Below are 25,072 nucleotides of genomic sequence, written 5' to 3'. Positions count from 1 at the left end.
GAACTTCTATGTTCTTGCAATGTTCACGTCAAGAAGGAAGTTCGGGATGGCGGAGGAATCTTCGTGACTTTGCGCCTTTGCGCGAGATTATTTTGGTTCACGCAGAGGGCGCTGAGGCGCGCAAAGACAGGCGGTTAATTCAGTACATTGTGCCCGGAATTCCGAGAGTGAAAAACAATTTTACCTTAGCCGAGGCTTTCAATAATCATTTTTTCGGCATCAGCCATTGCACCTGCATAACGGTCAAATAGAGCTTGTTTTTCCTCATCGTTTAACACTGGCCAACCGCTTGCTTTCCACGTTTGAATGCTTCGCTCATTTTTAGAATAAGCGGCAACTGGGGTGCAGATTATTACCGCATCAGAACCTCGAAACTCCTCAAGCGAGAGAATCGCCTCCGAAATCAATGTGGACAGGATCCTCTTTTGATACGGCGTCAAATCCATTTTAGCCCAACATATCAAAAAGTAAGGAACAAGCTTGCCGTTGTCATTCACTACAAATGTCGGTTTTACTGGTACCCGAACGCCGGCAGAAACCGGGAAGAACTCTATCATGTCCCTGAAGATTTGGATACCGGCCCAACCTTTACGCTCTTTCTCAGAGTGAAATGCTTTGAGAATCCATTTTGCTCGTTGCTGTGCAGCAGGGTCTTTGATGCTGTCTGAGCACTTGAGAGCTTGTGTGATTGAAATGCCATCAACGACAATTGCCACGCATATGCTCACTGTAGAAAGCAAGCTCGTTCTTGGTGGGTTGATTGCGAAATTATGTAAGGCAAATGCAGTAGCATCCCGTCTCGGGCGAATGTTTTTTACCCAGTTGTGAACTGCTGGAGGCCTGCTTAGCTTTTTAAGCAATTTTGGGAGAGACTTTTTCATTTGCTTTACCTTACTATCTAGATGTCATCTTACTTTCTAAGATCAATTCGTCAGAAATCTCCATTCCTGGATTTGAAGAGCTTTTATGGTTCCAAACTTTTGACCATGCGCCACCCAAGTCGTGTGACATTTCACGAAGAATAAAGGCAGGGAGTCGAATCAAAGGTTCGATCGCCTCAACTATGATAGCTTGGTCAGAAAGCTCAATAGTAGGATTCACGTTTTCCACACTATTTGTTTCGGTATTGTACCGAGTTGCACGGTCTGTGATTGGATCTGCGCCAAATTTTTTGAATGCAGAATATACTTCCCTAAATACAGGACCATGATCCCATGCCTCAATTTTTGCTAGAGTAAGCTTTCTACTCTCTTTCAAAAGAGCATATTCATAAGCAAAATATATAAGCTTATTTAAAGCCATGTTGGTCGGCCGCTCCCCATGATTTTCGCAGAAATCTAAAATCCAGTTAGCAACCTCTTTTACGCTGTATGTTGAAGGGGAAGTCACTTTCTCACTCCGCCGCAACCCCTGCCGCTTCGAACATATCTGCGCCATCGTCGTCGGTGGCGGCGTCGTTGGCTACTTTCTTTTTGCGCTTGTCGAAGCTGCCCCATACTTCGCCCCAATTGCCACGGGTGGAGGCTTTGGAATATTCGGTGGCGCGGGTTTCGAAGAAGTTGGCGTGTTCCACCCCGTTGATCAGCGGTGCGAGCCATGGCAGCGGGTGATCCTCCACCATATAAACAGGTTGCAGGCCCAGCCCTTGCAGGCGCCAATCGGCAATATAGCGGATATACCGTTTAATTTCTTTGGCGGTCATGCCGGGAACGGGGCCCATTTCGAAGGCGAGATCGATGAAGCGGTCCTCCAGACGGACCACTTTTTGGCAGCAATCGATAATGTCTTCTTTCACCGCCTTGGTCAGGCAATCGCGTTCCTTGGTAAAGGCGTGGAACAGTTTGGTGATGCCTTCGCAATGCAGGCTTTCGTCCCGGATTGACCAGCTGACAATCTGACCCATGCCCTTCATCTTGTTAAAGCGTGGGAAATTCATCAACATGGCAAAGGAAGCGAACAGCTGAACCCCTTCGGTAAAGCCGCCGAACATGGCGAGCGTGCGGGCGATATCCTCGTCGCTGTCGATGCCGAATTCGTCGAGATAATTCACCTTGTCGGCCATTTCTTCATATTCGAGGAAGGCGCTATATTCGCTTTCGGGCATTCCGATGGTGTCGAGCAGATGCGAATAAGCGGCGATATGCACGGTTTCCATGTTGGAGAAGGCGGTGAGCATCATCTTCACTTCGGTAGGTTTGAACACCATGCCGTATTTTTCGTGATAGCAATCCTGCACCTCAATATCGGCTTGCGTGAAGAAGCGGAAAATTTGCGTCAGCAGGTTGCGTTCATGCTCGCTGATTTTCTGCGCCCAATCGCGGCAATCTTCACCCAGCGGCACTTCTTCGGGCAACCAGTGAATCTGCTGCTGCCGTTTCCACATGTCATAAGCCCATGGATATTCAAACGGCTTATAGCTTTTACGTGCTTCTAACAATGACATATTTTCTGCTTCCTCTTAAACTTTCAAACTCGATCAAAATACTATTTTGATCGAAATTATTACTGACATGCCAAACATTCATCATAGTCCGTGGTGCCGGCGGTGGTCATCAGCTCGACCTTTTTGGGGTCCAGCGTATTGTCCGCCTCGACGCCGCCGCCTGCTTGGCCTTCGGTATTGTCGCTACCTGCAAAACCGGCGCGCTGCATCGATTTGCTGCGCAGATAATAGAGCGATTTGACGCCCAGTTCCCATGCGCGGAAATGCAGCATCAACAGATCCCATTTTTCCACATCGGCGGGGATGAACAGGTTCAGCGACTGCGCCTGATCAATATAAGGCGTGCGGTCGGCGGCCAGTTCGATCAGCCAGCGTTGGTCGATTTCAAAGCTGGTTTTGAAGCTGTCTTTTTCCTCCGGTGAGAGGAAATCAAGATGCTGTACACTGCCGCCTTTTTCCAGGATGCTGTTCCAGACGTTGTTGCTGTCTTTCGATTTATCCTTCAGCAATTTTTCCAGATAGGGGTTTTTCACGATGAAGCTGCCCGACAGGGTTTTGTGCGTATAGATATTGGCCGGAATAGGTTCAATGCACGCGCTGGTGCCGCCGCAGATGATGGAGATGGACGCGGTGGGCGCAATCGCCATTTTGCAGCTGAACCGCTCCATCACGCCTTGATCGGCGGCGTCGGGGCAGGGGCCACGTTCCTTGGCCAGCATCATCGACGCTTCATCGGCTTGCGCGCGGATATGTTTGAAGATTTTCATATTCCACGATTTGGCCAATGCGCTTTCAAAGCCAAGGCCGCGCGCTTGCAAGAAGCTGTGGAAACCCATGACTCCAAGGCCAACGCTGCGTTCCCGGCTGGCTGAATAACGGGCGCGGGCCATTTCATCGGGCGCACGGTCGATAAAATCTTGAAGGACATTATCGAGCATCCGCATCACATCTTCGATAAAGCCTTTCTCCACGCTCCACTCATCCCATTTTTCGAGATTGAGCGACGAGAGGCAGCATACGGCGGTGCGGTCTTCACCCAAATGGTCGCGACCCGTGGGCAATGTGATTTCGCTGCAAAGGTTAGACGTGGATACTTTCAGGCCCAAATCGCGGTGATGTTTGGGCATATTGTTGTTCACCGTGTCGGAGAAGACAATATAAGGCTCTCCGGTGGCCAGCCGGGTTTCGACCAGCTTTTGAAACAGGCTGCGTGCATCAACCTTGCTGCGCACTTCGCCGGTTTTGGGGGATTTTAGTTCGAATTCTGCGCCGTCGCGCACCGCTTCCATAAATTCATCGGTAAGCAATACGCCATGATGGAGGTTCAGCGCCTTCCGGTTGAAATCGCCCGAAGGTTTGCGGATTTCCAGAAACTCTTCAATTTCGGGATGATGCACGTCAAGATAACAGGCCGCGCTGCCCCGGCGCAGCGAGCCCTGGCTAATGGCAAGGGTCAAGCTGTCCATCACGCGGACGAAGGGAATGATGCCGCTGGTTTTGCCGTTCAGGCCAACCGGCTCACCAATACCGCGCACGCTGCCCCAATAAGTGCCAATGCCGCCGCCGCGTGAGGCAAGCCAGACATTTTCATTCCACGTGTTAACGATGCCGCCAAGACTATCATCCACGCTGTTCAAATAACAGCTGATCGGGAGGCCGCGTCCGGTGCCGCCATTGGACAAAACCGGGGTGGCGGGCATGAACCACAAACGGCTAATAGCATCATATAGCCGCTGGGCATGACCTTGATCATCGGCATAGGCGTCGGCGACGCGGGCAAACAAATCCTGATAGGATTCACCGGGAAGCAAATAGCGGTCCTGCAATGTTTCCTTGCCAAATTCGGTTAGCAATGCGTCACGGCTGCTGTCGGTTACGATTTTATAACGGCGCGCGTTGACTTTTTTGCTGTCGTCTTTTTGCGCAGGCTTTTCAGGCGCAGCAGAGGCCGCAGCGCTTTGCTCCGATTTTGCTTTATCGATCAGGCCGTCTGCCTTCAACGCACCTGTGTCTGTTTGAGCGGCTGCTTTGCTGCTATTTTTTTCTTCTGCTATTAACATTTCGCTCACACCATCGGCTCCTTCGCCTGATCCGCTATCTCTGAAATCCATTTTCTTTGCGCTCCCCTAATGCCGTTTTTCTGGCGGCGCATGTCCGGTAAACGGACAACGCTGCTCTGACCCTGTCGGACAAGGCGATGTTCGCTACTTGTTCGACTCGGAGTGCGAACACTCCTGTTACCATATTTCCGAGCCCAGGAAGCATCAAAATTATGTTTTCCCACACTTATCAACGGGAATATTTGCTTGACTACAGAATCACCTTCTGCAGCGCTATAACACAATTTGTAGGTATGCCCCCTGTGGCCAACCGCTACCTATAGTGCCTCATTCATTTTGAAACGCAAGAGGGTAAATGGTTAATTCACCATTCGGTTCGTCGCTATTCTGATTCCACTCATCGCAGACAAATTTATGTTGCAGTGCAGCGACGCGTGGAGTTTCTATGGCTGCAACGATATGCAAGGCCCAAAACGGAGATAATGAATTTTTTCGGCCCAGCCCACCGTCCATGGCCGCTTGCACGCACAATGCCTACTAAATATGGGGGACGGCTGTTTCGGATCTAACCTTATCCGGCAATCTGGAATTTATCTGTGGAAAATTCAAATTCTGGACAAGGTCGCCGCGATTGATATGACAGTGGGCAACCGACTCTCCTAATTTGAAGGCCCGTTCATGACCGTCACCATCACCGAATCCGACCTGATTGAAAGCATCGCCGATGCGCTGCAATTTATCAGCTATTATCACCCGATGGATTATATTCGCGCGTTAGGCGAGGCGTATGAGGCGGAACAAGGCCCTGCGGCAAAAGATGCTATAGCGCAGATTTTGACCAACAGCCGGATGTGCGCCGAAGGCCACCGGCCGATCTGTCAGGATACCGGTATCGTCAATGTCTTCATCAAATGGGGTATGGATTGTCAGCTCGACAATCGGTCGCGCAGCTTGCAGGATATAGTCGATGATGGGGTGCGCCGCGCGTATCTGCACCCCGAAAATAAACTGCGCGCGTCCGTTTTGGCGGACCCTGCCTTTACCCGCCGCAACACCAAGGACAATACGCCGTCGGTTTTGTCGGTGGAAATGGTGCCCGGACAAACCGTCAGCATCGATGTCGCAGCAAAGGGCGGCGGTAGCGAGGCGAAGAGCAAATTTAAGATGATGAACCCGTCCGATAATATCGTGGAATGGGTGAAGGAAATGATCCCACAAATGGGCGCAGGTTGGTGCCCGCCCGGAATGTTGGGAATTGGCATTGGCGGCACGGCCGAACATTCCATGCGGCTGGCCAAAGAAAGCCTGATGCAGCCGATTGATATGGGCCAATTAAAAGCACGCGGCGCGAAAAATGATCTGGAACAGCTGCGCATCGACATCTTTGACGCCGTCAATGCGATGGGTGTGGGCGCGCAGGGGCTGGGCGGGCTGTCCACCATATTGGATGTCAAAATCCTCGATTACCCCTGCCATGCGGCGAATAAGCCCGTGGCGATGATCCCCAATTGCGCCGCCACGCGCCACGCGCATTTCACGCTGGACGGCAGCGGCCCTGCGTATCTGGAACAGCCAGACCTATCACAATGGCCCGATGTGCATTGGACACCCGATGCCAGTGCAAAGCGGGTCAATCTCGACATTCTGACCCGTGCAGAAGTGCAAAGCTGGAAACAGGGCGACCGGCTGCTTCTGTCGGGAAAAATGCTTACCGGACGCGATGCTGCGCATAAACGCATTGCCGATATGCTGGCCAAAGGGGAGGATTTGCCCGTTTCGTTCAAGGGCCGAGTGATTTACTATGTCGGCCCGGTTGACCCGGTGGGCGAGGAAATCGTCGGTCCTGCTGGTCCCACCACGGCGACACGGATGGACAAATTCACGCGCATGATGCTGGATCAAGGCCTGTTGGCGATGGTGGGTAAGGCCGAACGCGGGCCAGACGCGACAAATGCAATCCGCGAAGGCAAAAGCGCCTATTTGATGGCGGTCGGCGGGGCGGCTTACCTCGTGTCCCGCGCGATCAAGGGCAGCAAGGTCGTCGGTTTCGAAGATTTGGGCATGGAGGCGATTTACGAATTTGAAGTGCAGGATTTCCCTGTCACGGTCGCGGTCGATAGCGAAGGCCATAATGTGCACCAACTCGCGCCCGCGATGTGGCAGAAGAAGATCGCCGATGAGGGTTTGTTGAGCGATGCATAAAGGCTCCTGCCTGTGCGGTGCGGTTAACTTTACCGTTGCAGGCGATCTTGCGCCGCCCGATGCCTGCCACTGTTCGCAATGCCGCAAACAATCGGGGCATGTTTGGGCCTCCACCGATGTGCCGGAGGAGCGGATTAGCATTTCGGGGCAGGAGCATATCAGCTGGTATGCGTCATCCGAAAAGGTGCGGCGTGGCTTTTGCAAAAATTGCGGCTCGGTGCTGTTCTGGGACCCTATCCACCATCCCCGCATCGCCGTTGCCATGGGCGCGTTTGATCCGCCGACGGGGACAAAGCTGCACGTGCATATTTTCACCGCCGACAAGGGCGATTATTATGACATTGCCGATAATGTCCCGCAGGAGTGAATAATAACAGATGGCCGATAGGGTAAAAGCAAAGGGCCCCAATAGCCTAACCCTGCCGGTCCGGTTGTTTTCGCCGCATGACCCGGTAAAATTGGCGACCATATTGAAAAATGCGGGGTCAGAAGAAACCAAAGCCGCTCACTCAAACCGGCGCACCTCAGGATATATTGGATTATCTGGCAAAGACAGTGGATGCGCGGCCAATGCAAGGATAAGGCGTGCACTGAAGAATTGAGTGCGCGCCTTCCCGTAAATCAGAGCTCCGGTGCGATTGCTCGAACCCTGCCGATAAGCTACCGCGATTATTGTGCCTGCTGGCCGCGCATTTGCGCTTCTAATTGGGCTTGGATTTCCGGAGGAATACCTTGGCTCGCGCCCGCGCCCGCGCCCGCACCGCCGCCCGCTTTTTGTGCGGCTTCTTGTTGTTCACGCATCTGCGCCATGCCTTTTTGGAACTCTTCTTGGCTGATAAAATCTTTCAGCTCAATTTCGAAGATTAACACGCTGTCGCCCGGCATAATGACTTCACCGGTTTGGGGGTTGGTCCGGTCATCGGGACCATAGCCGAGCGCCGATGGGATCCAGACTTTATATTTGCCGCCCTTTTGCATTTTTTTAAGCGCTTCGGAAAAACCAGGAACCACGCCATTGACGGGCAGCGGCGCTTGTTCATTCTGATCAAATACGGTGCCGTCGCGCAGCGTTCCTTTATAGGCGATCAGGGTCACATCGGTATCGGTGGGTGATTTACCTTCGCCTGCGCGAATGGTTTGGAATTGCAGGCCCGATTTGGTGGTTTCTACACCGGACGTTTTGCCATTGCTCGCCAAAAAGGCTTCGTTGCTTTGATATTTGCTGCGGACATCCGACGTGCCGAACCATGCCAGCGCGCCTGCCGCGATCAGGACAAGCGCAATGCCGACCCAATATTTGGTCAGCGAGCCTTTGGCAATCGGGCGGATTGGAACGGTGGTGACGGACATGAGCTATTTCCTATTATGTGAAGCGGTTGTGTTTACCGGGCTAATGCTCAGCAGCTATAGACAGGGAATGCGGACAAAAAAAGAGCGCCGATCAAAGGCGCTCTGTTTTTTATCCAGAATGACAGCTTACTTTACGCCGTCACGCTCTTGCTGCTTGCGCTCCATCTTGCGGGCGCGGCGGACAGCGGCGGCTTTTTCCCGAGCGCGCTTTTCCGAAGGCTTTTCAAAATGACGACGCAATTTCATCTCGCGATAAACGCCTTCCCGCTGCAATTTCTTTTTCAAAGCGCGTAGGGCTTGGTCTACATTGTTATCGCGTACCATGATTTGCATAAAAAACTTCACTCCAAACGATTCGGTGCAGCGGGTGGTAAAGTCCCGTAAATCTGCGGAAAAAATAAAAAATGCCGCGAAAAATGCGGCCTGTTGAGCGGGGCATTAACCGCGCTCTCAACCAATATCAAGTGTTTATAGCAGGAAAAGCCCGCATTTGGCAAGCTTTGGCGGGCTAGTGCGACTGTTTTGCAGCAGCTTGCCAACCGCATTGCGCCGCTGTAGCGACATACACCATATGACCAAATTCACTGTCAATGAACGCCCGGTGCAATTCAACATGGATCCGCAAACGCCGCTTTTATGGGCGCTTCGCGATGCCGCCAATTTAACCGGCACCAAATTTGGATGCGGCGCGGGTGATTGCGGTGCTTGCATGGTGGATATTGACGGCGAAGCAATCCGAAGCTGCCTTGTCACTATTGCCGAAGCCGAGGGGCGGTTTGTAACAACGATCGAGGGCTTAAGCCGTGACCGGAGCCATCCGGTGCAGCAGGCAATGGTGGCATCGGGCGCGATCCAGTGCGGATTTTGCACGCCCGGCATCGTGATGGCGGCGCAGGCATTGCTCAAATCCAATCCCAATCCAGTGGATGCGGATATAGACGCGGCCATAACGAATATCTGCCGCTGCGGTGTATATCCCCGGCTGCGCGATGCGATAAAGCAAGCCGCGCGGATTGCCCGGGGTGAGGCCCGCGCCCCAGCCGCTGCACCGCCGCCGGGCATCACGCCCGAAGACGCGGCAAGGGCTGTTCCCGCGATGACTATATCGGACAAAAACAAAATCTAACTTATATCCTCGCGATAATTACTCTTGTTCGAAACAGTGTTGGCATTTACGCTGCCGTCAAACGCAAAAGAGGGTCGTTGTATGTTGGGGAAAAATAACAAGCCGATAATTTATTTGTGCTTGGCTGCGGCCGCTGTGGCAGGCTGCGGCGGAGGCGGTGGGAGTGGTTCAACGCCTCCAGTTGCTGTGCCGCCACCTCCGCCCCCACCACCGCCACCTCCGCCCCCACCACCGCCTCCTACTGGCAATGTTACTATTTCGGGGGTTGCGACCTTTGACCGGGTCCCGCACAGCGCTGTTACCAATGCGCTAAATTATAACGCCATCGTTCAGTCGCCAATCCGCAATCATGTCGTCGAAGCCGCCGACGCGGCTGGCACCATTATCGCGACAGGTTCGACCGATTTGACGGGACGATACAGCCTATCGGTGCCCGCCGGTACGCAGGTTCGCGTTCGCGTTCGGGCGCAATTGCTCAGCACCAGCGGCGCGACTTACAATATAGAAATTCTCGATAATACCAATAACCGTGCGCCATATATTCTGGCGGGTAGCCTAACAACTTCGGGTAGTGCCAATTCGACCCGCAACTTGAATGCAGCATCCGGCTGGGGCGGCACATCCTATACCGGAACACGGGCGGCCGGGCCGTTTGCCATTTCGGATTCGGTCTTTGAAGCTGTTCGCGACATCATCGCCGTGGACAGCAGCGTCGCGTTCACCCCGCTCGATATTTATTGGAGCGTGAATAACCGCCCTGCGAGCGGCGATTTCGCCAATGGGGATGTTGGAACATCCTTTTTCTCGGATACCGGGCAGGCTGGGTTTCCGGGGCCGTTAATTTCTATTCTTGGCGCGGCTGATAATGATTCAGATGAATATGATGCCCATGTTATCGTGCATGAATTTGGCCATTATTTCGAAAATACTTTGTCCCGTTCCGATTCGATCGGCGGTAGTCACAATGACAGCTTTGCGCTGGACCCGCGGCTGGCCTTTGGTGAAGGATTTGGCAACGCATTTTCCGGGATGATCTTAGACGATCCTGAATATCGAGATAGTTTTGGCGCGCGGCAGGCCAACGGTTTTGAGGTAAATGTCGAAGATAATACCTACAGCCCAACCGGATGGTTTAACGAAGGTTCAGTAGGGTCCATCCTGTATGACGTCTATGACAGCAATTCAGACGGCTCGGACAATATCTCGGCAGGCTTTGGCCCCATTTACCGGGCATTTCGCAGTGCCGATTATCAGAGCACTCCGTTAATAACCAACCTGCACAGCTATTTGGGCGCCTTGTCGGCCCAACCCGGGGTCAGCGGAGGCTCCCTCGACGCTTTGATAGCACAGCAGTCAATCGGCAGCCGCAATGCCGATATGTCAGGTGAGACAAATAATGGCGGCATTGCAGCCATTCTGCCCTTCTATAAAAATGTCTCCGTCGGCGGCGGGCCAGTGACGGTGTGTTCGACAAATGCGGCTGGCACCAGAAATCGGCTGGGCAATTATGATTTTGCCAGGTTGAATAACCCGACCGCCCGAAATGTGACAGTAACCGTCACGGCCTCCAGCGGTCCAAATGCGGCCACCACCGATCCGCTGTTTCAGATTTTTAACCGTGGTGTGCAGGTGACGCGCCGGGATGTTAGTGCTGGTACATCGGAAACGCAGACATTGTCCCTTCCCGCCGGTAACTTTATCATCGCGGTCGCAAGCTTTGTGAATATAAACGGCGATCCAACGGGCGACAACGCATGTTATAATCTGACGGTGACAGGATGACGGGAGAATATGTGATGACCCATAAATATGTGATCGGCCTCTCGCTGTTGGTGGCGGCAGTTACGACAAGCGGTTGCACCGAAAATAAGGTTGCGGCGTTGCAAGATGGCGCAGCTGCTGATGCTTCAAAGGCAGCCGAGCATGGAGGCAAAGAGCATCGGACGGTAAAAGTCGGCGCTGGCCTTAGCTTCACCCATGATATGCCAACTGGAACGCTGCAACCGGGTGGTAGTTATAGCACGACTGTGAAAATTGTGCATGGCTATACCGGCGGAACATTGTCGTTAACCGCCAATGCCGATGACGGCCTAACGCTGGGTGCTCGGCAAACCGCGATGCAATTGGCGAAAGGCAGCGCGGCCAGCTGGACGATACCGTTCAAAACATCGGCCAATGGTGTATATTATATCAATATGGTTGGCACGGTGACGAAAGCAGACGGCGCATCAGAAGCGCGTGCTTATTCGATCCGCGTCGAAGTGGGCGATCAAAGCCGGCAACAAAAACCCGCGCTGAAAGAAGTGATATTACCTGCCGAAGAGCAGATTTCCGAGTAACCCATTACGGGATCGCCAGCGCGTCAAACAAGCGCGCTGGCTATTGCTCCAGTTCGACATCCCAATAGAGCCAGTCCCGCCATGTTTCATGCAGATGGTTGGGCGGGAACGCGCGGCCAATATGCTGCAATTGCCAGCTGGTTGGACGAATGGGTTTGCTGTGCAGTTGCATATGCGCTTGCTGCGGCGTGCGGCCACCCTTTTTCAAATTACATGGCAGGCAAGCCGCAGCGACATTTTCCCAGCTGGTTCCCCCGCCCAAACGGCGCGGTATCACGTGATCAAAGGTTAAATTGTCGCCTGAGCCGCAATAGACGCATTGGAATTTATCGCGCAGGAACAAGTTGAACCGGGTGAAGGCCGGATATTCGGAAGGCTTCACATATTGTTTCAGCGCAATCACCGAAGGGATTTGCATATCCAAGCTGGGGCTATGGACCTGTTCATCGTAGCTCGCGATAATGTCGACCTTGTCGAGAAAAACGGCTTTGATCGCGGTTTGCCACGGCCATAGGCTGAGCGGATAGTAGCTGAGCGGCGTATAATCCGCGTTCAGCACAAGGGCCGGGCAGTTTTCCGGGTGCCTCGCTGGTGCTGCTGCTTCTAATAATCCTGCTTCATACATGGCTTCGATCACTCTCCCCCGTTTTGCAACTCCGTTATGAACCCCTTTGCAGCTTTTCAAAAGCTACTTTTGCTCTTCCTTCATTGTCGTTACAGCTTTTTGACATATGCCACATTATTTACAACAAATATGACGTCAAGAGGGCAAATACCCCAATATATTGCGTTGCCCGATGCTGCAGCGGATATGTCACAAGATCCGAAAGCGCGGATCGTAACCACGCGCTTTGCACCCAGCCCCAATGGTCATTTGCATTTGGGACACGCTTATGCGGCAATTTGCGCGCATGATTTTGCCCGCGCCCATGGCGGCCGGTTTCTGCTGCGGATAGAGGATATTGACGGCACACGCAGCCGCCCTGAATTTGTGGGTGGCATATTGGCGGATATGCAATGGCTTGGTCTCTGCTTTGATGGCGATGTGATTTTTCAGTCAGCCCGGGTGGACAGTTACCGCCAAGCGTTGGAACAGCTTCACGCCATGGGATTGGTTTATAAATGTATCTGCACACGCGGCGATATTGCCGCAGCGATACAGGCGAAGGCCGTGCGCCATGGGCCAGACGGGCCGGTCTATCCCGGGACGTGCAGAGGCCGCGATGTGCCCGCGGACAAGCCTTATTGCTGGCGGCTCGATATGGGCAAAGCGTTGGATCGGGCGGGCCCTATTGGTTGGACCGACCTGATCGCTGGGGATCAATTTGGCGATGCGGCGCAATTCGGGGACATCGTGCTGTGGCGTAAAGATGCTCCGGCGAGCTATCATTTGGCCGCAACGCTAGACGATGCGGCGGACGAAATTACATATATTGTGCGGGGCAAAGACCTGTTTGCTTATACGGCGGTGCACCGGCTGTTGCAAAATCTGCTGGGTTTGTTGCAGCCTGCGTATTGGCATCACGAGTTATTCTGCGATGATAATGGCGAAAAACTGGCCAAGAGCCGCAGTTCAGCGGCGCTTTCGGCCCTGCGTGCTGGCGGCAGGGACGGGAAAGAAATCGCGCAAATGCTGCGTTCGGGCAAGCTGCCGCTTGGAATCTCCTTATCCAATAGCTAGATAGATAATGTCCGGGCCGCCGGACATGGCTCATCCTATGACGGCATGGGCGAAAAATAAGGAATTCCCAATGGGTATTATTTTGATCCTCCTCCTCATCGTTGCCATGGGCGCAGTTGTGTTTGCGGTGATAAAAGGACTGCACGCCTTTGCCAATCTGGAGCCGGAAAATGTCGACGAAAATGGCGTCCCGCTGTCCCTGAAAGTTCAGAATAAGGCGATGTTCGCGCGTGTGAAGTGGCAGGCCATTGCCATATTGCTGGTAGCTGCATTGTTATTGCTTAGCCAGACTGCTTGATCGGTTTTATCGATGGTAAAACTGAATAAAATCTACACCCGCACTGGCGATGACGGCACCACCGGGCTGGTTGATGGATCGCGCCTGTCCAAATCCGATGCGCGCCTTCATGCCATTGGTGAGGTGGACGAGGCGAATAGCGCATTGGGCATCGCCATTGCCGAGCTGGATGAGGACGGTGTGGATGACGATCAGATAGAAAGCCTGCAGCGGATACAGAATGACTTATTCGATCTGGGCGCGGATATCGCGACGCCGGCTTGTGACGACGACGTTTTCACCCCGTCGCAAATGCAACTGCGGATCGTGCAGGAACAGGTGGAATGGCTGGAGGCGGCAATTGATGCCGCCAATGAACAATTGGAACCGCTGACCAGCTTCATATTGCCTGGAGGCAGCGAGTCCGCGGCGCATATGCACCTGGCCCGCGCGGTTACGCGCCGCGCCGAACGCGCTTTGGTCGCCGCCGCGCAAGATGTACGGATCAATCCGCTCGCCATCCAATACCTCAACCGCTTGTCGGACTATCTGTTCGTTCTGTGCCGGTTGATAAACAGCACGCGTGACGGCGACATACTATGGGTACCGGGCCAATCGCGGTAACATTGCTTGATAGATACCGCGCCGTCCGTAGCTTGACGGAGGCGTTGGTGTATGGGCTGTCCGACGCCGACGCCACGGTGCAGTCCATGGAGGATACCTCACCCACCAAATGGCATTTGGCGCATGTCACTTGGTTTTGGGAAACGTTTATCCTGCGCGACAATGTCCCGGGCTATGACCCGTTTAACAATCAATATGCTTTTCTGTTCAATAGCTATTACGAAGCCGAAGGTCCGCGTCATGCCCGGCCCAAACGCGGGCTAATAACGCGGCCGTCGCTGGAATGGGTTATCCGATACCGTCATTTTGTCGATGAGCATATCGAGGCCGCATTTGAAAGCCTGCCGCCCGAAGCGCTGGTGCTTTTCGAGTTGGGCTTGAACCATGAACAGCAGCATCAGGAATTGCTGCTAACCGATATTAAGCATTTATTCGCGCAAAATCCATTGAAACCAGAATTATGGCCGGGTGATTCCGATCGCTACACCTCTTCCGAGACGCCAATGGAATGGGTCCGGGGCCGCGAAGGCGTGGTGCAGATCGGCCATGACGGGCAGGGTTTCGCCTTTGACTGCGAAGGACCGCGCCATGATGTTGTCTTGACACCGCATGCGCTGGCCAGCCGTCCGGTGACCAACGCCGAATGGATAGAATTCATCGCCGATGGCGGCTATCAAAAGCCGGAATATTGGCTATCCGACGGCTGGGCCTGGGTTCAGCAGGAGAGTATCATCGCGCCGCTTTACTGGGAAGAGGTGCGCCCAGGGCGCTGGTGGAGTTTTCAGCTCAACGGAATGCATCCATTGGACGCGCACGCGCCGGTAACGCATATCAGCCTGTATGAAGCCGACGCCTATGCCTGCTGGGCGGGGTGCCGCCTGCCCACCGAAGCCGAATGGGAAAGCGCGGCACAGGATATGGCGCCGGATAACCCCCCGAATGGCGGAGGGTTATTATCAAGCGATGGGATGGTCCGGCCCTATGATGCACCTTATGACACTGCCGCGCTGAAACAGATGTTTGGCAGCGTGTGGGAATGGACCGGCAGCGCCTATCGTCCTTATCCGGGGTTTCGTGCCGCACCGGGCGCAGTGGGCGAATATAATGGCAAATTTATGAGCGGTCAGTTTGTTCTGCGCGGCGGCAGTTGTGCAACCCCGCGCGGACATATGCGTTCCACTTATCGTAACTTTTTCTATCCCCATCAACGCTGGCAATTTACCGGATTAAGGCTCGCGCGTGACTGTTGAAACAATGTTGAATGGCCAGGTTGATCCGCAATTCCGTGCGGACGTGCAAAAGGGGCTGCGCGGACCAAGGCGCGCCATATCTGCGCGCTGGTTATATGACCGGCGCGGATCGGAATTATTCGACGAGATAACGCGGCTGCCCGAATATTATCCAACGCGGGTTGAGACCGAGCTGCTGGCCAAGATTGGGACCGAATTGCAGGAACATATCGGCACATCAGGAGCGGTCGTGGAATTTGGCGCAGGCAGCGTGACAAAGACACCGTTGTTGCTCCGCGCGGTTCGGCCTACCGCCTTTGTCCCGATTGACATATCGGGCGATTATTTGCGCGCTGAAGCGGCGAGTTTGTCGGGCGAATTTCCTGACCTTCTCGTCAGTCCGGTAGAGGCTGATTTTACCGGTGCAGTGGCATTGCCCGCCGCGATAGCTGATATGCCAAAGCTGGGTTTTTTCTCCGGTTCGACAATTGGCAATTTTGTCCCGCGCAGTGCAGTCAATTTGCTGCGCAATATGCGTCAAACGCTGGGCGAGGGAGCGATGCTGCTGATCGCTTTCGACCGGGTGAAGCCGCTTGACCTGTTGATCCCGGCCTATGATGATGCCGCAGGCGTGACAGCGGCGTTTAACCTGAACCTATTGGAACGGATCAACCGCGAATTGGACGGCACGATTGATATCAGCAGCTTCGCCCATAAAGCGATTTGGAATGACCGGGAATCGCGGATTGAAATGCATTTGAGGGCGGGTCGGGACATGGAATTTTCCGCCGCTGGAGAAGATTTTGCGATCAAAGCGGGCGAGAGCATTCACACTGAAAATAGCCATAAATATGACCTGCGCAGTGCCCGCATATTGCTAAGCGCGGGCGGGTGGACGGCAAAGGCCGAATGGAGCAGTGACGACGATGGCTTCAGCTTGATATTAGCTGAAGCCATGCCGGTTTATGATGCGCCTTAATTGATCCCAAGCGACGCCTTATTGCTCACGGTTATTTCCTTGTGTGCCTCGGCGGGGCGGTAATATCCGTTCGCTGCGCGCTGGTCTTGCGGCAGGTGCAGGCTGGGCCGATGGTGCAGGGCGCGAGGCGGGTGGCGGCGGTGCGGGCCGTGCAGCTTGTTGTTGACGGGCCGCTGGCGGCGGTGATTGCGGCGCTGCGGCCCGGGCCGCGCGGCCCATGATGCTTTCGCGCGCATTTGCTGGCCGCGCGGCTGGTGCGGGCCGTGCTTCTTGTTGTTGACGCGCCGCTGGCGGCGGTGTTGACGGCACAGTGTTACGAGCGGCGCGGCCCATAACGCCGCCCCGCGCATCTACTGGTGGCTGAGGCGCTACGGCCGTGTCACGGGCACCACGCTCGCGACCTTGATAGCCGCTATCGCCATCACGCCGGCCACGCGGAGGGTTGGCTTGCCTTGCCGCCCTGTCGCCAAGGACGGCCCGGCGGAACCCGTCGGAATTGCTGTTGTCTCGGTCGTTATCGGCATGACCGCCATTGTTACCACCATGTCCATTACCACCATGGCCATTTCCGTGACCGTTTCCGCTATGTCCACCACCGTGACCGCCACCGTGACCGCCACCGTGGCCGCCACCATGACCATAGCCACCATTCCCGCCATGACCGTAACCGCCGCGTCCATATCCACCGCGATGACCATGCCGACGTTCGCGATACCAATTATACCGCTGCAAACCCCAATAATCTAAATAGCGGTCGCGAAGCGGGAAACGGCGGCCGTAATTGTCGAATAGGTACATTCCGTAGCCGGGATAATAAAAGTCATTATACCAGCCACCACCAAAGCCGATATTGACGAAGCCATAACCATAATCGCAGCCATAATAATCGTTATAGTCATAGTAAGGATCGCATTCGTTGGCGGCATAGCCATCGGTATAATAGCCTCCCTCACCAACCGTATAGGCGCATCCCGAAACAGCCAGTCCCAACGCCGTGACCGCGGCCAAACGAAGCGCTGCTTTGCGATTTAGCTTGCTCAATGATATTTTCATTATCCTGCCCCTTTATTCTGTACCTCAGCCGGTCCATTCACCGACTCACAGGCACATTTCATCTTATATCAACATTTATGCTCGATCAGTTGAATTGCAGGTGAACATAGCTGTAGCCTTTTATTCAGCAAAGCGGATTTCAAGGCTTGTGCCATATTGACAAGAATGGCAGTAAGCATTTTAATCGCACGATTAAACCGGAGATGTCCCATGCCGTATGCCCACAGCCAAGCCGCCAACCCGCATTGGGTGCCGCGCGCGAATCTTGATGCCTTGTCTCATATCCCAGGCGAAATCGGGCCGCCTGTCATCGGCACAACGCTGCGCGTGCTGAAAGATCCGCCAGCCTACGGTAAGCATATGTTCGAAACCTATGGCAAAGTGTTTAAGGTCAATAGCTTTGGCAACCCCAGTGTCATGTTGGTGGGGGCAGAGGCCAATGAATTGATGCTGTTTGACAGGGACAAGCTATTTTCATCCGAGCAAGGGTGGGGACCGGTGCTCAACCTGCTATTCCCGCGCGGATTGATGCTCATGGATTTTGACCATCACCGGCTCGACCGCCGGGCGCTGGGCATTGCATTCAAACCCGAACCGATGCGTGCCTATGCCATCGATATGAATCAGATTTTGGGGGAACAGATTAAGGCGTGGAATGGCGAAATGCTGTTTCAACCTGCCATCAAACAATTGACGCTGGATGTCGCGGCGCGGAGCTTTTTGGGCATCCCGCTGGGCGATGAGGCCGACCGGATTAACCATGCCTTTGTCGATATGGTGCAGGCATCGATTGGCGCGGTGCGCACGCCCCTACCGTTCACCAAAATGCGTAAAGGGGTGAAAGGACGCGAATATCTGGTTCGCTATTTCAGCCCGCAAATTGAGGAGCGGCGCAATAACGAAAACCGTCAGGATATGTTCAGCCAATTCTGCCGCGCGCGGCGCGAAGATGGCGAATATATGACCGATGGCGAATTGGTGGATCATATCAATTTCCTGATGATGGCGGCGCATGACACCATTACATCATCGCTGACATCGATGGTTTGGTATCTGGCCAAAAATCCCGAGTGGCAGGAAAAGCTGCGCGCCGAATGCCTGTCCATTGCGCCAGCTGGCGCGGATATTACGCAGGACCATGTTGCCGATTTCGTCCTGACCGAATATTTTTTCAAAGAAGTGCTGCGGCTGGCATCACCAGTGCCATCAATCCCGCGCCGGGCGCTGCGTGAATTTGAATTTATGGGCTATAAAATCCCGGCCGGAACACCGGTGGGCAGCTCCCCCGGTTTCGTCCATACGATGGAGGAATATTGGGAGGAACCCCTGAAATTCGATCCTATGCGCCATACGCCGGAGCGGACCAAAGCACGGCACCGCTATGCTTTTGTCCCCTTTGGCGGCGGCGCGCATATGTGTCTTGGCCTGCATTTTGCTTATTTGCAGATGAAGATATTCATGCACCATCTGCTGACCAGCAGGCGGATCGAGGTGGAGGATGGCTATGCGCCGGAATGGCAAGCCTGGCCTATGCCATTGGCGAAGGATGGTTTGAAAATACGGTTGGCACCGCTGTAATTGCTCTACCGCTGCTTTTGGCTGCTTAGCAGAAAATCGCCACCGACTGCATCCCGGTCATCACTGGCTGCCCGCTGCTATTCCATACGGTCATATATTGGCTGCTTGCGCCATGCATTGCGTGATGCGTTTCGCTGGTCAGATACCACCAGCCATCTTCGGTTGCGGGCGCTTCGGTCAGCATATTTATCTGCCAATTCATGGAGCTGACCATGCCTTTTTCGGTCATCAGCCCCATAGCTGATGGCGGCAGCGCATCACCGATACAAATAAGCTCCGCAATGGCGTCCAATCCATCACGTTCAGTAATCCTGTGCCAATTAGCCAGCTGGTTGGTCGCCATGCCCAATTCCAGCCTTTTATTTGGATATTGCAGATGGCCGGTAAAAAATTCCGGCGGACCGCTGCGTATACCATCTGCATCAGGGATGGGCGGGAATTCCGGTCGGTTCAGCCCTTCATAATCCAAATGGCTTTGGCGGCGGTTCATAAAAATAAAGTTGCAGCTGAGCCCGGTATCATCGCCGCTCACAATGTCGGAGCGAATGAAGGCGGTGTTGCGGCCCCGGCGCAGGGTTGCCGCGTTTATCGCTACCTCGCCCGCCAGCGGCCCTGCAAAAGCGATCTGCGCCGATTGTAACGGCGGCAGGTCGTCTGCGCTATGCACCGCCGCCTGATAAGCAAGCACGGCGCTGAGCCCGCCATAGCAGGTGCGGCCCTGATGCCAGCTGGGCGGGATAGTGATATTTTGATGGTCAGCGCCGGGCGTGAATGTCGCCAAAAGGTCGGGAAGGTTCATAGGACCATGACTAACAAGCCCCACCACGGAGCGCTAGCGCAAATTTTTAAGGTGCAGGTGAAGGGAAAATGGTGGACGTAGCAAGGTTTGAACTTGCGACCCCTGCAATGTCAATGCAGTGCTCTACCGCTGAGCTATACGTCCATGGTTCGGTCCCTCTAGCGAGGCTTGCGATTCTGGGCAAGAGTCAATTAAGCCCGCTTGCGCTTTCGGGGGCAAATATGCGTTCTACTTCGAGGACTAGATCTTTGAGGTGGAATGGTTTGGATAGGATTTTGGCATTGGGCACGCTCTCACCAGCGCGCAGCACCACGCCCGAAAACCCCGTGATGAACATCACCTGCGTTTTGGGCGACACTTTGCTGCAATGGCGGGCAAGCTCGATCCCGTCCATTTCCGGCATGACAATATCGGTCAGCAGCAGGTCGAAATGCTCATTTTCCAACAAAGGCGCAGCTTCGGTACCGCGATCGACAGCGACCACTTCATAACCATTTTTTTCCAGCGCCCGGGCCAGATATTCGCGCATGGCCTGTTCATCTTCGGCGAGCAAAATACGAGTCATCTTACATCCTGTGTTATTGGCCGCTGTATCCTACGCGGTTTATGGTTATGCCCTATAGCGTGATAGATTTAATTTTTTCTACATGAGGTGCATTTTTCTGTCAAAAGCGTTAAGGATAAGAAATGACCAGAGAAATGCATACGGATGGATAGCGATCAGGCTGCATTACAGCTGTGCCGACAATCGGACGCATTTGCTGTCTATAACGTTTCTAACCCGTCGATCCCGATTTTGATCTCTGTACCCCACGCTGGACGCGATTACCCAGCAGGTATCATTGAAAATCTGCGGTTACCCGCCGACAGCCTTGTTCGTTTGGAGGACCGTTATGTCGATCTATTGGCGCGCGGCGCTGTTGCAGCGGGTGTCCCTGTTATCATGGCCAAATATGCGCGTGCATGGATCGACCTGAACCGGGATGAGCAGGATATTGACGCCGAAATGGTCGCGGGATTGGATAGAACCGAATTACCGTCACCCAGCGCGAAACAGCGCGGCGGTCTTGGCCTGATCCCACGCCGATTGTCGGGGCTAGGCGATATTTGGAAGCGGTCGTTGGAGCGCGAGGATGTAGAACAACGCATTGGCATGGTCCACCGGCCCTATCATGCCCAGATTGACCAGATATTGTCCGCCATGCGCCGCCGCTTTGGTGCGGCGTTGCTGCTCGATCTGCATTCTATGCCGCCGGTCGATGATAAAATAATCCCCGATCCGCCGCGCTTTGTCATTGGCGACCAATATGGGCGCAGCGCATCCAGCCGATTTTCCGAATTGGCGCTCTCTCATATTCGAATGAGCGGTTTTGCGGTCAATCTCAACTATCCCTATGCGGGCGATTATATCCTGCGCCGCCATGGTAGGCCCGCCGCCAATATTCATGCTATTCAATTGGAGGTGGACCGCTCGCTCTATCTCGACGAGCTACTGCGTGAACCAGTGGACGGCGTTGCGCGGATTGCAAAGCTAGTTACCGATTTGACGCAGATATTGGCCGACGCGGTCCTTGATAATGATGTACCAATTGCTGCCGAGTGAGAGACGTTCGGTCACAGCCATTCTGTCACGGCCGCTGCGCTAGAAAAAACCACCCGGGAAAAATCCCGGGTGGCCAAGGTTCAGGGAGTTGGGGCCGAGTTTCGGCACCCATAGGACAGGATAGAGGGAGGGAGGTCATCCTGTCCTATCCGGTATTTGGCCCTCGCCGTCGGCAAAATCAATAGCATAAACGTAAAAAATGCTGCGCTGCGACGAAATGGGCTGCAAATGCTGCCAATTCGGTAAAGTTGACGGCATATCGGCCAAATTTCTCCTCGTTTGCAGTGGTAGGAAAAACAGGCCTTGACGCCCTCTCCAATTGATATAATGATAATGCGAACGATTTGCATTAAAGGGCTGCCGATATGCACAGTCCATGTTTCGGAGATGTCGATGCTGCTTTCTAAAATCTTCCCGGCTGCTGATAACTGTTTGTATGATGTGCCAAAAAATGATGCTTGTTTGATCTTGTCGGTGCGCAGCTGGTTCGTAATGCGCCATGCCGGAGAAGATCCCTTGCCGCATATATCGCGCTATTTGGGATCATCGATTATCGCAATGCGTTTTGGTGTGATGATGGAGGTTGTACAACAAATTTGGCCAGACCGGTTCGCTATATGCAGGCCCTGCTGCCGGGGTGTCAGCATTGACGAAATGCTGCTCATTCGCTTAATCCGCGCCGCTAGAGAAGGAGCCGCCCCGGTTTTTGATCAATTATGCGCCGAAATGATCGGCCGCGATGGCCGTCATTTGCTGTATCATCATGACGTCCGGTTATGCGTGGATGAATAACGGCAGGGCCACTATTGTTGTTACGGCCACATACGCTGAATAAACGGCATACGGTCGATTAACTGATGTTTGAGCGCGGCAAGAATATGCAGGATGACCAGTATCAGCATCGCCTTGCCGCCTATCTCATGCCCTTCATGCAGCAGGTCGCCCAAAGCCTCATTGCCGGTGACAGGCAGAACCGGCATCGTGAACAGGCCAAACATATCAATGGCGGCTTTGTCGCCATGAGTCGACATCCACAGCCACCCGCCCAGCGGCATCCCGATTAGCAGGACGTAAAAGACAAAATGTACAGCTTTGGACAGCAACCGTTCCCACCCAGCAAGCGATGCGGGCAAGGCAGGGCGCGGGTGCGTCCAACGCCAGCCCAATCGTAAAAAAGTCAGGAACAAGATGCATATTCCAAAGGATTTATGCAGGTCCATATAAGGTCCCCGAGCGGCGCGGGTCATATCCTCCGTCAATTCGGCAAGGCCAATATTGGCAATCACCAACGCAGCAATGATCCAGTGAAAAGCGATCGCACCTTTTGAATATTTGCTGATGTTCATATGGTTCATGCCGTCCTCCTTAAAAACAGGTGACGACATGAACCAAGGCTGGCTTACTTAAATCAGGCCGCAGGTGCTTGTGTCACTTGCGGCACTTTACCCTGTTGAACCTGTTGTGCAAATATATCGCGCATCAATTGCAGCGAAAACAGATGCGCATGGATCAAGGGTAGCATACCATTCTGGTTTATTTTGCGCAGCTTGTCGCCTGTCATATCGCGCAGTTTTTCTTCATCGACCATTTTGAACCCGCGATAGACAAATGGAGTGTCGTTGCCCACTTGGCTGATCGACACTTCGCCGTCCATCAACAGGTCAAGCTTCTTCAATTCTTCCATAAATGCCTGTGTGCGAGCACCGGCCTGTTCAAAATCTTCACAGAATTTCAGAATATTCTGTGTGTTTTCCGAGGGCTTATTATCTTCGAACAAAGGAAGGGCGTCCTTCTCCTTCTTCATCTCACCCACTGCTTCGCTGGTCGGGTCAAAGCAGAGTGACAATTCGTCACTATCGGGATTGAGCCGCGCCAACAGAAATGGATAGCGGCGGATATAAGCCGGCAGATAAACCGGATTGGTGAATTTCCCGGCGTCATCCATGAAAATATTGACGCCTTCATTCAGGCCCATCAACACCAATGGTACTGGCGTGTCCGAATCCGAAAAAATGATCGGGAAATGACGGCCCGCAGACACAAATTCTTCAATGGTCAATGGGATGGCATGTTGGCCTTCCATGAATTTTGCATCGTCCAGCGATTTGGTTTTCCAATCCGAATGCTCTTTACTGTTCAAAGGAATCAGGTCTTTGTAGAATAAGGGAAGGGATTGTTGTGCCGCTGCGCTCGCCATTTGAAAAACTCCGTTAGAAAAAAGCTATTGACCGAGCGCTTTACGTATGTGTCCGCCGCTAGGCAAGAGGAACAAGCTTTCCAGGGTTCATAATTCCGTCCGGATCCATTGCTTTCTTAATCGCACGCAGCGTTAACAACCGCGCTGGATCGGCCAATCGCGCCAATTCTCTCACCTTTAACTGACCAATGCCATGTTCGGCCGAAATGGACCCTTTATAGCTGGTAACCCGGTCATATACGGCGGCGCTGATCGCTGCCATATTATTTTCATACCAGTTTTTCGGGTCGGCATCCTTTGGCGCTTTCACATGAAAATGAATATTGCCATCGCCCAAATGACCGAAGGCAACAATTTGTGTGCCTGGAAAGGCGGCTTCGATTTGCGGGCTTTCATCGGTGATGAAGCGGGCCATATCCGCAACCGGCACGCTGATGTCATGCTGTAGTGCGGGCCCTTCGGCGCGTTCGGCCTCCGCGACCGAGTCACGAATTTTCCAAAAGGCTTCGGCTTGCGTTTCGTTGACCGAACACGCAGCATCTTCGATCAAATTCTGTTGCAGCGCCTGCGCCATAATCTCGGCGGCAATATCGCCCGGCGCGTCGGCGGCGGGATCATCCTGCACAATTTCCATCAAGACATGCCATGAATGATTGCCCGTTAACGGCGGCCGCGTGCCATCAATATGTTTGAGCACAGCGGTCAGCGCACGGCGCGGCAATATCTCGAAGCCTTCCAACTGCTCGCGCAATTTTGACTGCATGAATAATAGCAGCTGATGTGCGGCCTGCGGGCTTTCCACCCCGGCCCATATAACGCAGCGATCAATGAGCGCGGGCACCAGCTGTAAATTTGCAGCGGTGACAATGCCCAGTGTTCCTTCTGCGCCAATCATCAAATGCTTCAGGTCATAACCGCGATTGTCTTTTTTCAGCGGCGACAGACCGTCATAGATCGACCCGTCGGGCAGCACGGCTTCTATACCATTTACCAACGCCCGCATGGTCCCATGGCGCAGGACCTGTGTGCCGCCCGCATTGGTGGAAATCAGGCCGCCAATCGTCGCCGACCCTTTGCCGCCCAGGGTCAGCGGAAATCGTAACCCGCGGCTCGCCGCAACGTCATGCAGATTTTGTAAGATCACACCCGCTTCGCAGCATATCGTGCGCTCGCCTTCGTTGAACCCTATGATCTGATCCATCCGCCGCATCGACAATAGCACGGCGTCGCCTGTCTCATCGGGGGTAGCGCCAGCGACCATACCGCTATTGCCGCCCTGAGGAACCAGCGCGATTTTATGGGCGGCGGCGATTTTTACCAGCGCAGATACCTCAGCACTATTGGCAGGCGACAGCATTGCCGCCGCGCGGCCTGTATACCGTCCGCGCCAATCGGTCAGCCATGGCGACAGGACATCCGGATCATCGCTATAGCCTTTCGGTCCCAGCAGTTTACGAAAAGCATCCAATGCGTCCTGTTTTGATCCCATGCCGGTCATATTGTCCTTTCCGCTATTTTATCGCCACTTTTAT

26 protein-coding genes and 1 tRNA gene are annotated in these 25,072 nt (G+C 53.8%); 13 read left to right on the top strand and 14 right to left on the bottom strand.

The genetic code is table 11. From position 1 onward, the window contains the following. Positions 1-185 precede the first annotated feature (185 nt). The 4 genes from ACFOWX_RS10940 to ACFOWX_RS10925 are packed head-to-tail and all read right to left on the bottom strand — an operon-like array spanning position 186 to position 4,554. The gene (locus ACFOWX_RS10940) at positions 186-881 is read right to left on the bottom strand and encodes a hypothetical protein (RefSeq protein ID WP_381424020.1); all 696 of its coding nucleotides are present in this window, start codon (positions 879-881) and stop codon (positions 186-188) included. Positions 882-894: 13 nt separating this feature from the next. Then, on the bottom strand, positions 895-1,389 hold the full coding sequence (locus ACFOWX_RS10935) for a Panacea domain-containing protein (protein ID WP_381424018.1): 495 nt from the start codon (positions 1,387-1,389) through the stop codon (positions 895-897). A gap of 4 nt (positions 1,390-1,393) precedes the next feature. Beyond that, positions 1,394-2,443 carry a ribonucleotide-diphosphate reductase subunit beta gene (locus ACFOWX_RS10930; protein ID WP_381424016.1) on the bottom strand — a complete coding sequence of 350 codons (1,050 nt, stop codon included), beginning with the start codon at positions 2,441-2,443 and terminating at the stop codon, positions 1,394-1,396. Positions 2,444-2,502: 59 nt separating this feature from the next. Further along, positions 2,503-4,554: a ribonucleoside-diphosphate reductase subunit alpha gene (locus ACFOWX_RS10925; RefSeq protein ID WP_381424014.1), complete on the bottom strand. Its 2,052-nt coding sequence runs from the start codon at positions 4,552-4,554 to the stop codon at positions 2,503-2,505. A 627-nt stretch (positions 4,555-5,181) separates the two neighbouring features. On the opposite strand from ACFOWX_RS10925, the gene ACFOWX_RS10920 reads away from it, so the two are divergent. Next, entirely contained in the window at positions 5,182-6,705 is a 1,524-nt protein-coding gene (locus ACFOWX_RS10920; protein ID WP_381424012.1) for a fumarate hydratase, read from the top strand. Then, positions 6,698-7,072, top strand: a complete 375-nt coding sequence (locus ACFOWX_RS10915; RefSeq protein WP_381424010.1) for a GFA family protein — start codon at positions 6,698-6,700, stop codon at positions 7,070-7,072. The genes ACFOWX_RS10920 and ACFOWX_RS10915 overlap by 8 nt, the downstream gene beginning before the upstream one ends. Positions 7,073-7,374: 302 nt before the next feature. On the opposite strand, the gene ACFOWX_RS10910 is transcribed toward ACFOWX_RS10915, so the two are convergent. Then, the gene (locus ACFOWX_RS10910) at positions 7,375-8,055 is read right to left on the bottom strand and encodes an FKBP-type peptidyl-prolyl cis-trans isomerase (protein ID WP_381424008.1); all 681 of its coding nucleotides are present in this window, start codon (positions 8,053-8,055) and stop codon (positions 7,375-7,377) included. 126 nt (positions 8,056-8,181) lie between these two features. Further along, positions 8,182-8,388: a 30S ribosomal protein S21 gene (gene rpsU / locus ACFOWX_RS10905; protein ID WP_381424006.1), complete on the bottom strand. Its 207-nt coding sequence runs from the start codon at positions 8,386-8,388 to the stop codon at positions 8,182-8,184. Between the two features lie 238 nt (positions 8,389-8,626). On the opposite strand from rpsU, the gene ACFOWX_RS10900 reads away from it, so the two are divergent. The 3 genes from ACFOWX_RS10900 to ACFOWX_RS10890 all read left to right on the top strand — a co-directional run bounded on the left by ACFOWX_RS10900 (position 8,627) and on the right by ACFOWX_RS10890 (position 11,520). Next, complete coding sequence (locus ACFOWX_RS10900) at positions 8,627-9,181, top strand: (2Fe-2S)-binding protein (RefSeq protein WP_381424004.1); 555 nt, start codon at positions 8,627-8,629, stop codon at positions 9,179-9,181. 114 nt (positions 9,182-9,295) lie between these two features. Beyond that, positions 9,296-10,963, top strand: a complete 1,668-nt coding sequence (locus ACFOWX_RS10895) for a hypothetical protein (RefSeq protein ID WP_381424002.1) — start codon at positions 9,296-9,298, stop codon at positions 10,961-10,963. Positions 10,964-10,977: 14 nt separating this feature from the next. Beyond that, positions 10,978-11,520, top strand: coding sequence for a hypothetical protein (locus tag ACFOWX_RS10890; RefSeq protein WP_381424000.1), 543 nt, complete (start codon positions 10,978-10,980; stop codon positions 11,518-11,520). A gap of 40 nt (positions 11,521-11,560) precedes the next feature. Here the strand turns inward: ACFOWX_RS10890 and ACFOWX_RS10885 are convergent, their stop codons facing one another. Further along, the gene (locus tag ACFOWX_RS10885; RefSeq protein ID WP_381425023.1) at positions 11,561-12,145 is read right to left on the bottom strand and encodes an HNH endonuclease; all 585 of its coding nucleotides are present in this window, start codon (positions 12,143-12,145) and stop codon (positions 11,561-11,563) included. A 186-nt stretch (positions 12,146-12,331) separates the two neighbouring features. On the opposite strand from ACFOWX_RS10885, the gene gluQRS reads away from it, so the two are divergent. The 5 genes from gluQRS to egtD all read left to right on the top strand — a co-directional run bounded on the left by gluQRS (position 12,332) and on the right by egtD (position 16,310). Then, a complete protein-coding gene (gene gluQRS, locus ACFOWX_RS10880; RefSeq protein WP_381423998.1) occupies positions 12,332-13,201 on the top strand; it encodes a tRNA glutamyl-Q(34) synthetase GluQRS in 870 nt (289 codons plus the stop codon). 70 nt (positions 13,202-13,271) lie between these two features. Then, positions 13,272-13,499, top strand: coding sequence for a hypothetical protein (locus tag ACFOWX_RS10875; RefSeq protein ID WP_381423996.1), 228 nt, complete (start codon positions 13,272-13,274; stop codon positions 13,497-13,499). Positions 13,500-13,511: 12 nt separating this feature from the next. Further along, positions 13,512-14,102: a cob(I)yrinic acid a,c-diamide adenosyltransferase gene (locus ACFOWX_RS10870; protein ID WP_381423994.1), complete on the top strand. Its 591-nt coding sequence runs from the start codon at positions 13,512-13,514 to the stop codon at positions 14,100-14,102. After that, entirely contained in the window at positions 14,078-15,352 is a 1,275-nt protein-coding gene (egtB, locus tag ACFOWX_RS10865) for an ergothioneine biosynthesis protein EgtB (RefSeq protein ID WP_381423992.1), read from the top strand. Before ACFOWX_RS10870 ends, egtB begins: the two co-directional genes overlap by 25 nt. Before the next feature lie 4 nt (positions 15,353-15,356). Next, positions 15,357-16,310 carry an L-histidine N(alpha)-methyltransferase gene (egtD, locus tag ACFOWX_RS10860; RefSeq protein WP_381425020.1) on the top strand — a complete coding sequence of 318 codons (954 nt, stop codon included), beginning with the start codon at positions 15,357-15,359 and terminating at the stop codon, positions 16,308-16,310. A gap of 18 nt (positions 16,311-16,328) precedes the next feature. Here the strand turns inward: egtD and ACFOWX_RS10855 are convergent, their stop codons facing one another. After that, positions 16,329-17,363, bottom strand: coding sequence for a hypothetical protein (locus ACFOWX_RS10855; protein WP_381423990.1), 1,035 nt, complete (start codon positions 17,361-17,363; stop codon positions 16,329-16,331). A gap of 210 nt (positions 17,364-17,573) precedes the next feature. On the opposite strand from ACFOWX_RS10855, the gene ACFOWX_RS10850 reads away from it, so the two are divergent. Next, positions 17,574-18,941, top strand: a complete 1,368-nt coding sequence (locus ACFOWX_RS10850) for a cytochrome P450 (protein WP_381423989.1) — start codon at positions 17,574-17,576, stop codon at positions 18,939-18,941. A 25-nt stretch (positions 18,942-18,966) separates the two neighbouring features. Here ACFOWX_RS10850 and ACFOWX_RS10845 read toward each other — a convergent pair whose 3' ends face one another. The 3 genes from ACFOWX_RS10845 to cpdR form a co-directional block, all read right to left on the bottom strand. Then, positions 18,967-19,740, bottom strand: coding sequence for a thioesterase family protein (locus ACFOWX_RS10845; RefSeq protein WP_381423986.1), 774 nt, complete (start codon positions 19,738-19,740; stop codon positions 18,967-18,969). A 69-nt stretch (positions 19,741-19,809) separates the two neighbouring features. Beyond that, positions 19,810-19,884: transfer RNA gene (locus tag ACFOWX_RS10840), tRNA-Val, on the bottom strand. 43 nt (positions 19,885-19,927) lie between these two features. Next, positions 19,928-20,305 carry a cell cycle two-component system response regulator CpdR gene (gene cpdR, locus ACFOWX_RS10835; protein WP_381423984.1) on the bottom strand — a complete coding sequence of 126 codons (378 nt, stop codon included), beginning with the start codon at positions 20,303-20,305 and terminating at the stop codon, positions 19,928-19,930. Between the two features lie 144 nt (positions 20,306-20,449). Between cpdR and ACFOWX_RS10830 the strand changes: the two genes are divergently transcribed. Both ACFOWX_RS10830 and ACFOWX_RS10825 read left to right on the top strand, forming a co-directional pair. Beyond that, the gene (locus ACFOWX_RS10830) at positions 20,450-21,343 is read left to right on the top strand and encodes an N-formylglutamate amidohydrolase (RefSeq protein ID WP_381423982.1); all 894 of its coding nucleotides are present in this window, start codon (positions 20,450-20,452) and stop codon (positions 21,341-21,343) included. 393 nt (positions 21,344-21,736) lie between these two features. After that, positions 21,737-22,135: a hypothetical protein gene (locus ACFOWX_RS10825; RefSeq protein ID WP_381423980.1), complete on the top strand. Its 399-nt coding sequence runs from the start codon at positions 21,737-21,739 to the stop codon at positions 22,133-22,135. A gap of 20 nt (positions 22,136-22,155) precedes the next feature. Here ACFOWX_RS10825 and ACFOWX_RS10820 read toward each other — a convergent pair whose 3' ends face one another. Genes ACFOWX_RS10820 through ACFOWX_RS10810 form a run of 3 tightly spaced genes read right to left on the bottom strand, consistent with a single transcriptional unit; the run spans position 22,156 to position 25,038 of the window. Continuing rightward, complete coding sequence (locus ACFOWX_RS10820; protein ID WP_381423978.1) at positions 22,156-22,698, bottom strand: cytochrome b; 543 nt, start codon at positions 22,696-22,698, stop codon at positions 22,156-22,158. Positions 22,699-22,751: 53 nt separating this feature from the next. Then, positions 22,752-23,540, bottom strand: coding sequence for a SapC family protein (locus ACFOWX_RS10815; protein ID WP_381423976.1), 789 nt, complete (start codon positions 23,538-23,540; stop codon positions 22,752-22,754). 58 nt (positions 23,541-23,598) lie between these two features. After that, positions 23,599-25,038: an FAD-binding oxidoreductase gene (locus ACFOWX_RS10810; RefSeq protein ID WP_381423974.1), complete on the bottom strand. Its 1,440-nt coding sequence runs from the start codon at positions 25,036-25,038 to the stop codon at positions 23,599-23,601. Positions 25,039-25,072: the final 34 nt, after the last annotated feature.

It is taken from the genome of Sphingorhabdus arenilitoris (assembly GCF_042651485.1).
GTDB lineage: Bacteria > Pseudomonadota > Alphaproteobacteria > Sphingomonadales > Sphingomonadaceae > Sphingorhabdus_B > Sphingorhabdus_B arenilitoris.
This window is presented reverse-complemented; position numbering and strand designations above follow the sequence as displayed.

What these genes read in the sequence shown, in the direction of transcription:
- egtB (WP_381423992.1), top strand. Translation starts at nt 14,078, where the DNA reads ATGGGTACCGGGCCAATCGCGGTAACATTGCTTGATAGATACCGCGCC.
- egtD (WP_381425020.1), top strand. Translation starts at nt 15,357, where the DNA reads ATGTTGAATGGCCAGGTTGATCCGCAATTCCGTGCGGACGTGCAAAAG.
- ACFOWX_RS10830 (WP_381423982.1), top strand. Translation starts at nt 20,450, where the DNA reads ATGGATAGCGATCAGGCTGCATTACAGCTGTGCCGACAATCGGACGCA.
- ACFOWX_RS10855 (WP_381423990.1), bottom strand. Translation starts at nt 17,363, where the DNA reads ATGAAAATATCATTGAGCAAGCTAAATCGCAAAGCAGCGCTTCGTTTG.
- ACFOWX_RS10820 (WP_381423978.1), bottom strand. Translation starts at nt 22,698, where the DNA reads ATGAACCATATGAACATCAGCAAATATTCAAAAGGTGCGATCGCTTTT.
- cpdR (WP_381423984.1), bottom strand. Translation starts at nt 20,305, where the DNA reads ATGACTCGTATTTTGCTCGCCGAAGATGAACAGGCCATGCGCGAATAT.
- ACFOWX_RS10890 (WP_381424000.1), top strand. Translation starts at nt 10,978, where the DNA reads ATGACCCATAAATATGTGATCGGCCTCTCGCTGTTGGTGGCGGCAGTT.
- ACFOWX_RS10915 (WP_381424010.1), top strand. Translation starts at nt 6,698, where the DNA reads ATGCATAAAGGCTCCTGCCTGTGCGGTGCGGTTAACTTTACCGTTGCA.
- ACFOWX_RS10875 (WP_381423996.1), top strand. Translation starts at nt 13,272, where the DNA reads ATGGGTATTATTTTGATCCTCCTCCTCATCGTTGCCATGGGCGCAGTT.
- ACFOWX_RS10815 (WP_381423976.1), bottom strand. Translation starts at nt 23,540, where the DNA reads ATGGCGAGCGCAGCGGCACAACAATCCCTTCCCTTATTCTACAAAGAC.
- ACFOWX_RS10885 (WP_381425023.1), bottom strand. Translation starts at nt 12,145, where the DNA reads ATGTATGAAGCAGGATTATTAGAAGCAGCAGCACCAGCGAGGCACCCG.
- ACFOWX_RS10910 (WP_381424008.1), bottom strand. Translation starts at nt 8,055, where the DNA reads ATGTCCGTCACCACCGTTCCAATCCGCCCGATTGCCAAAGGCTCGCTG.
- ACFOWX_RS10810 (WP_381423974.1), bottom strand. Translation starts at nt 25,038, where the DNA reads ATGACCGGCATGGGATCAAAACAGGACGCATTGGATGCTTTTCGTAAA.
- ACFOWX_RS10930 (WP_381424016.1), bottom strand. Translation starts at nt 2,443, where the DNA reads ATGTCATTGTTAGAAGCACGTAAAAGCTATAAGCCGTTTGAATATCCA.
- ACFOWX_RS10920 (WP_381424012.1), top strand. Translation starts at nt 5,182, where the DNA reads ATGACCGTCACCATCACCGAATCCGACCTGATTGAAAGCATCGCCGAT.
- rpsU (WP_381424006.1), bottom strand. Translation starts at nt 8,388, where the DNA reads ATGCAAATCATGGTACGCGATAACAATGTAGACCAAGCCCTACGCGCT.
- ACFOWX_RS10940 (WP_381424020.1), bottom strand. Translation starts at nt 881, where the DNA reads ATGAAAAAGTCTCTCCCAAAATTGCTTAAAAAGCTAAGCAGGCCTCCA.
- ACFOWX_RS10850 (WP_381423989.1), top strand. Translation starts at nt 17,574, where the DNA reads ATGCCGTATGCCCACAGCCAAGCCGCCAACCCGCATTGGGTGCCGCGC.
- ACFOWX_RS10925 (WP_381424014.1), bottom strand. Translation starts at nt 4,554, where the DNA reads ATGGATTTCAGAGATAGCGGATCAGGCGAAGGAGCCGATGGTGTGAGC.
- ACFOWX_RS10900 (WP_381424004.1), top strand. Translation starts at nt 8,627, where the DNA reads ATGACCAAATTCACTGTCAATGAACGCCCGGTGCAATTCAACATGGAT.
- ACFOWX_RS10845 (WP_381423986.1), bottom strand. Translation starts at nt 19,740, where the DNA reads ATGAACCTTCCCGACCTTTTGGCGACATTCACGCCCGGCGCTGACCAT.
- gluQRS (WP_381423998.1), top strand. Translation starts at nt 12,332, where the DNA reads ATGTCACAAGATCCGAAAGCGCGGATCGTAACCACGCGCTTTGCACCC.
- ACFOWX_RS10825 (WP_381423980.1), top strand. Translation starts at nt 21,737, where the DNA reads ATGCTGCTTTCTAAAATCTTCCCGGCTGCTGATAACTGTTTGTATGAT.
- ACFOWX_RS10870 (WP_381423994.1), top strand. Translation starts at nt 13,512, where the DNA reads ATGGTAAAACTGAATAAAATCTACACCCGCACTGGCGATGACGGCACC.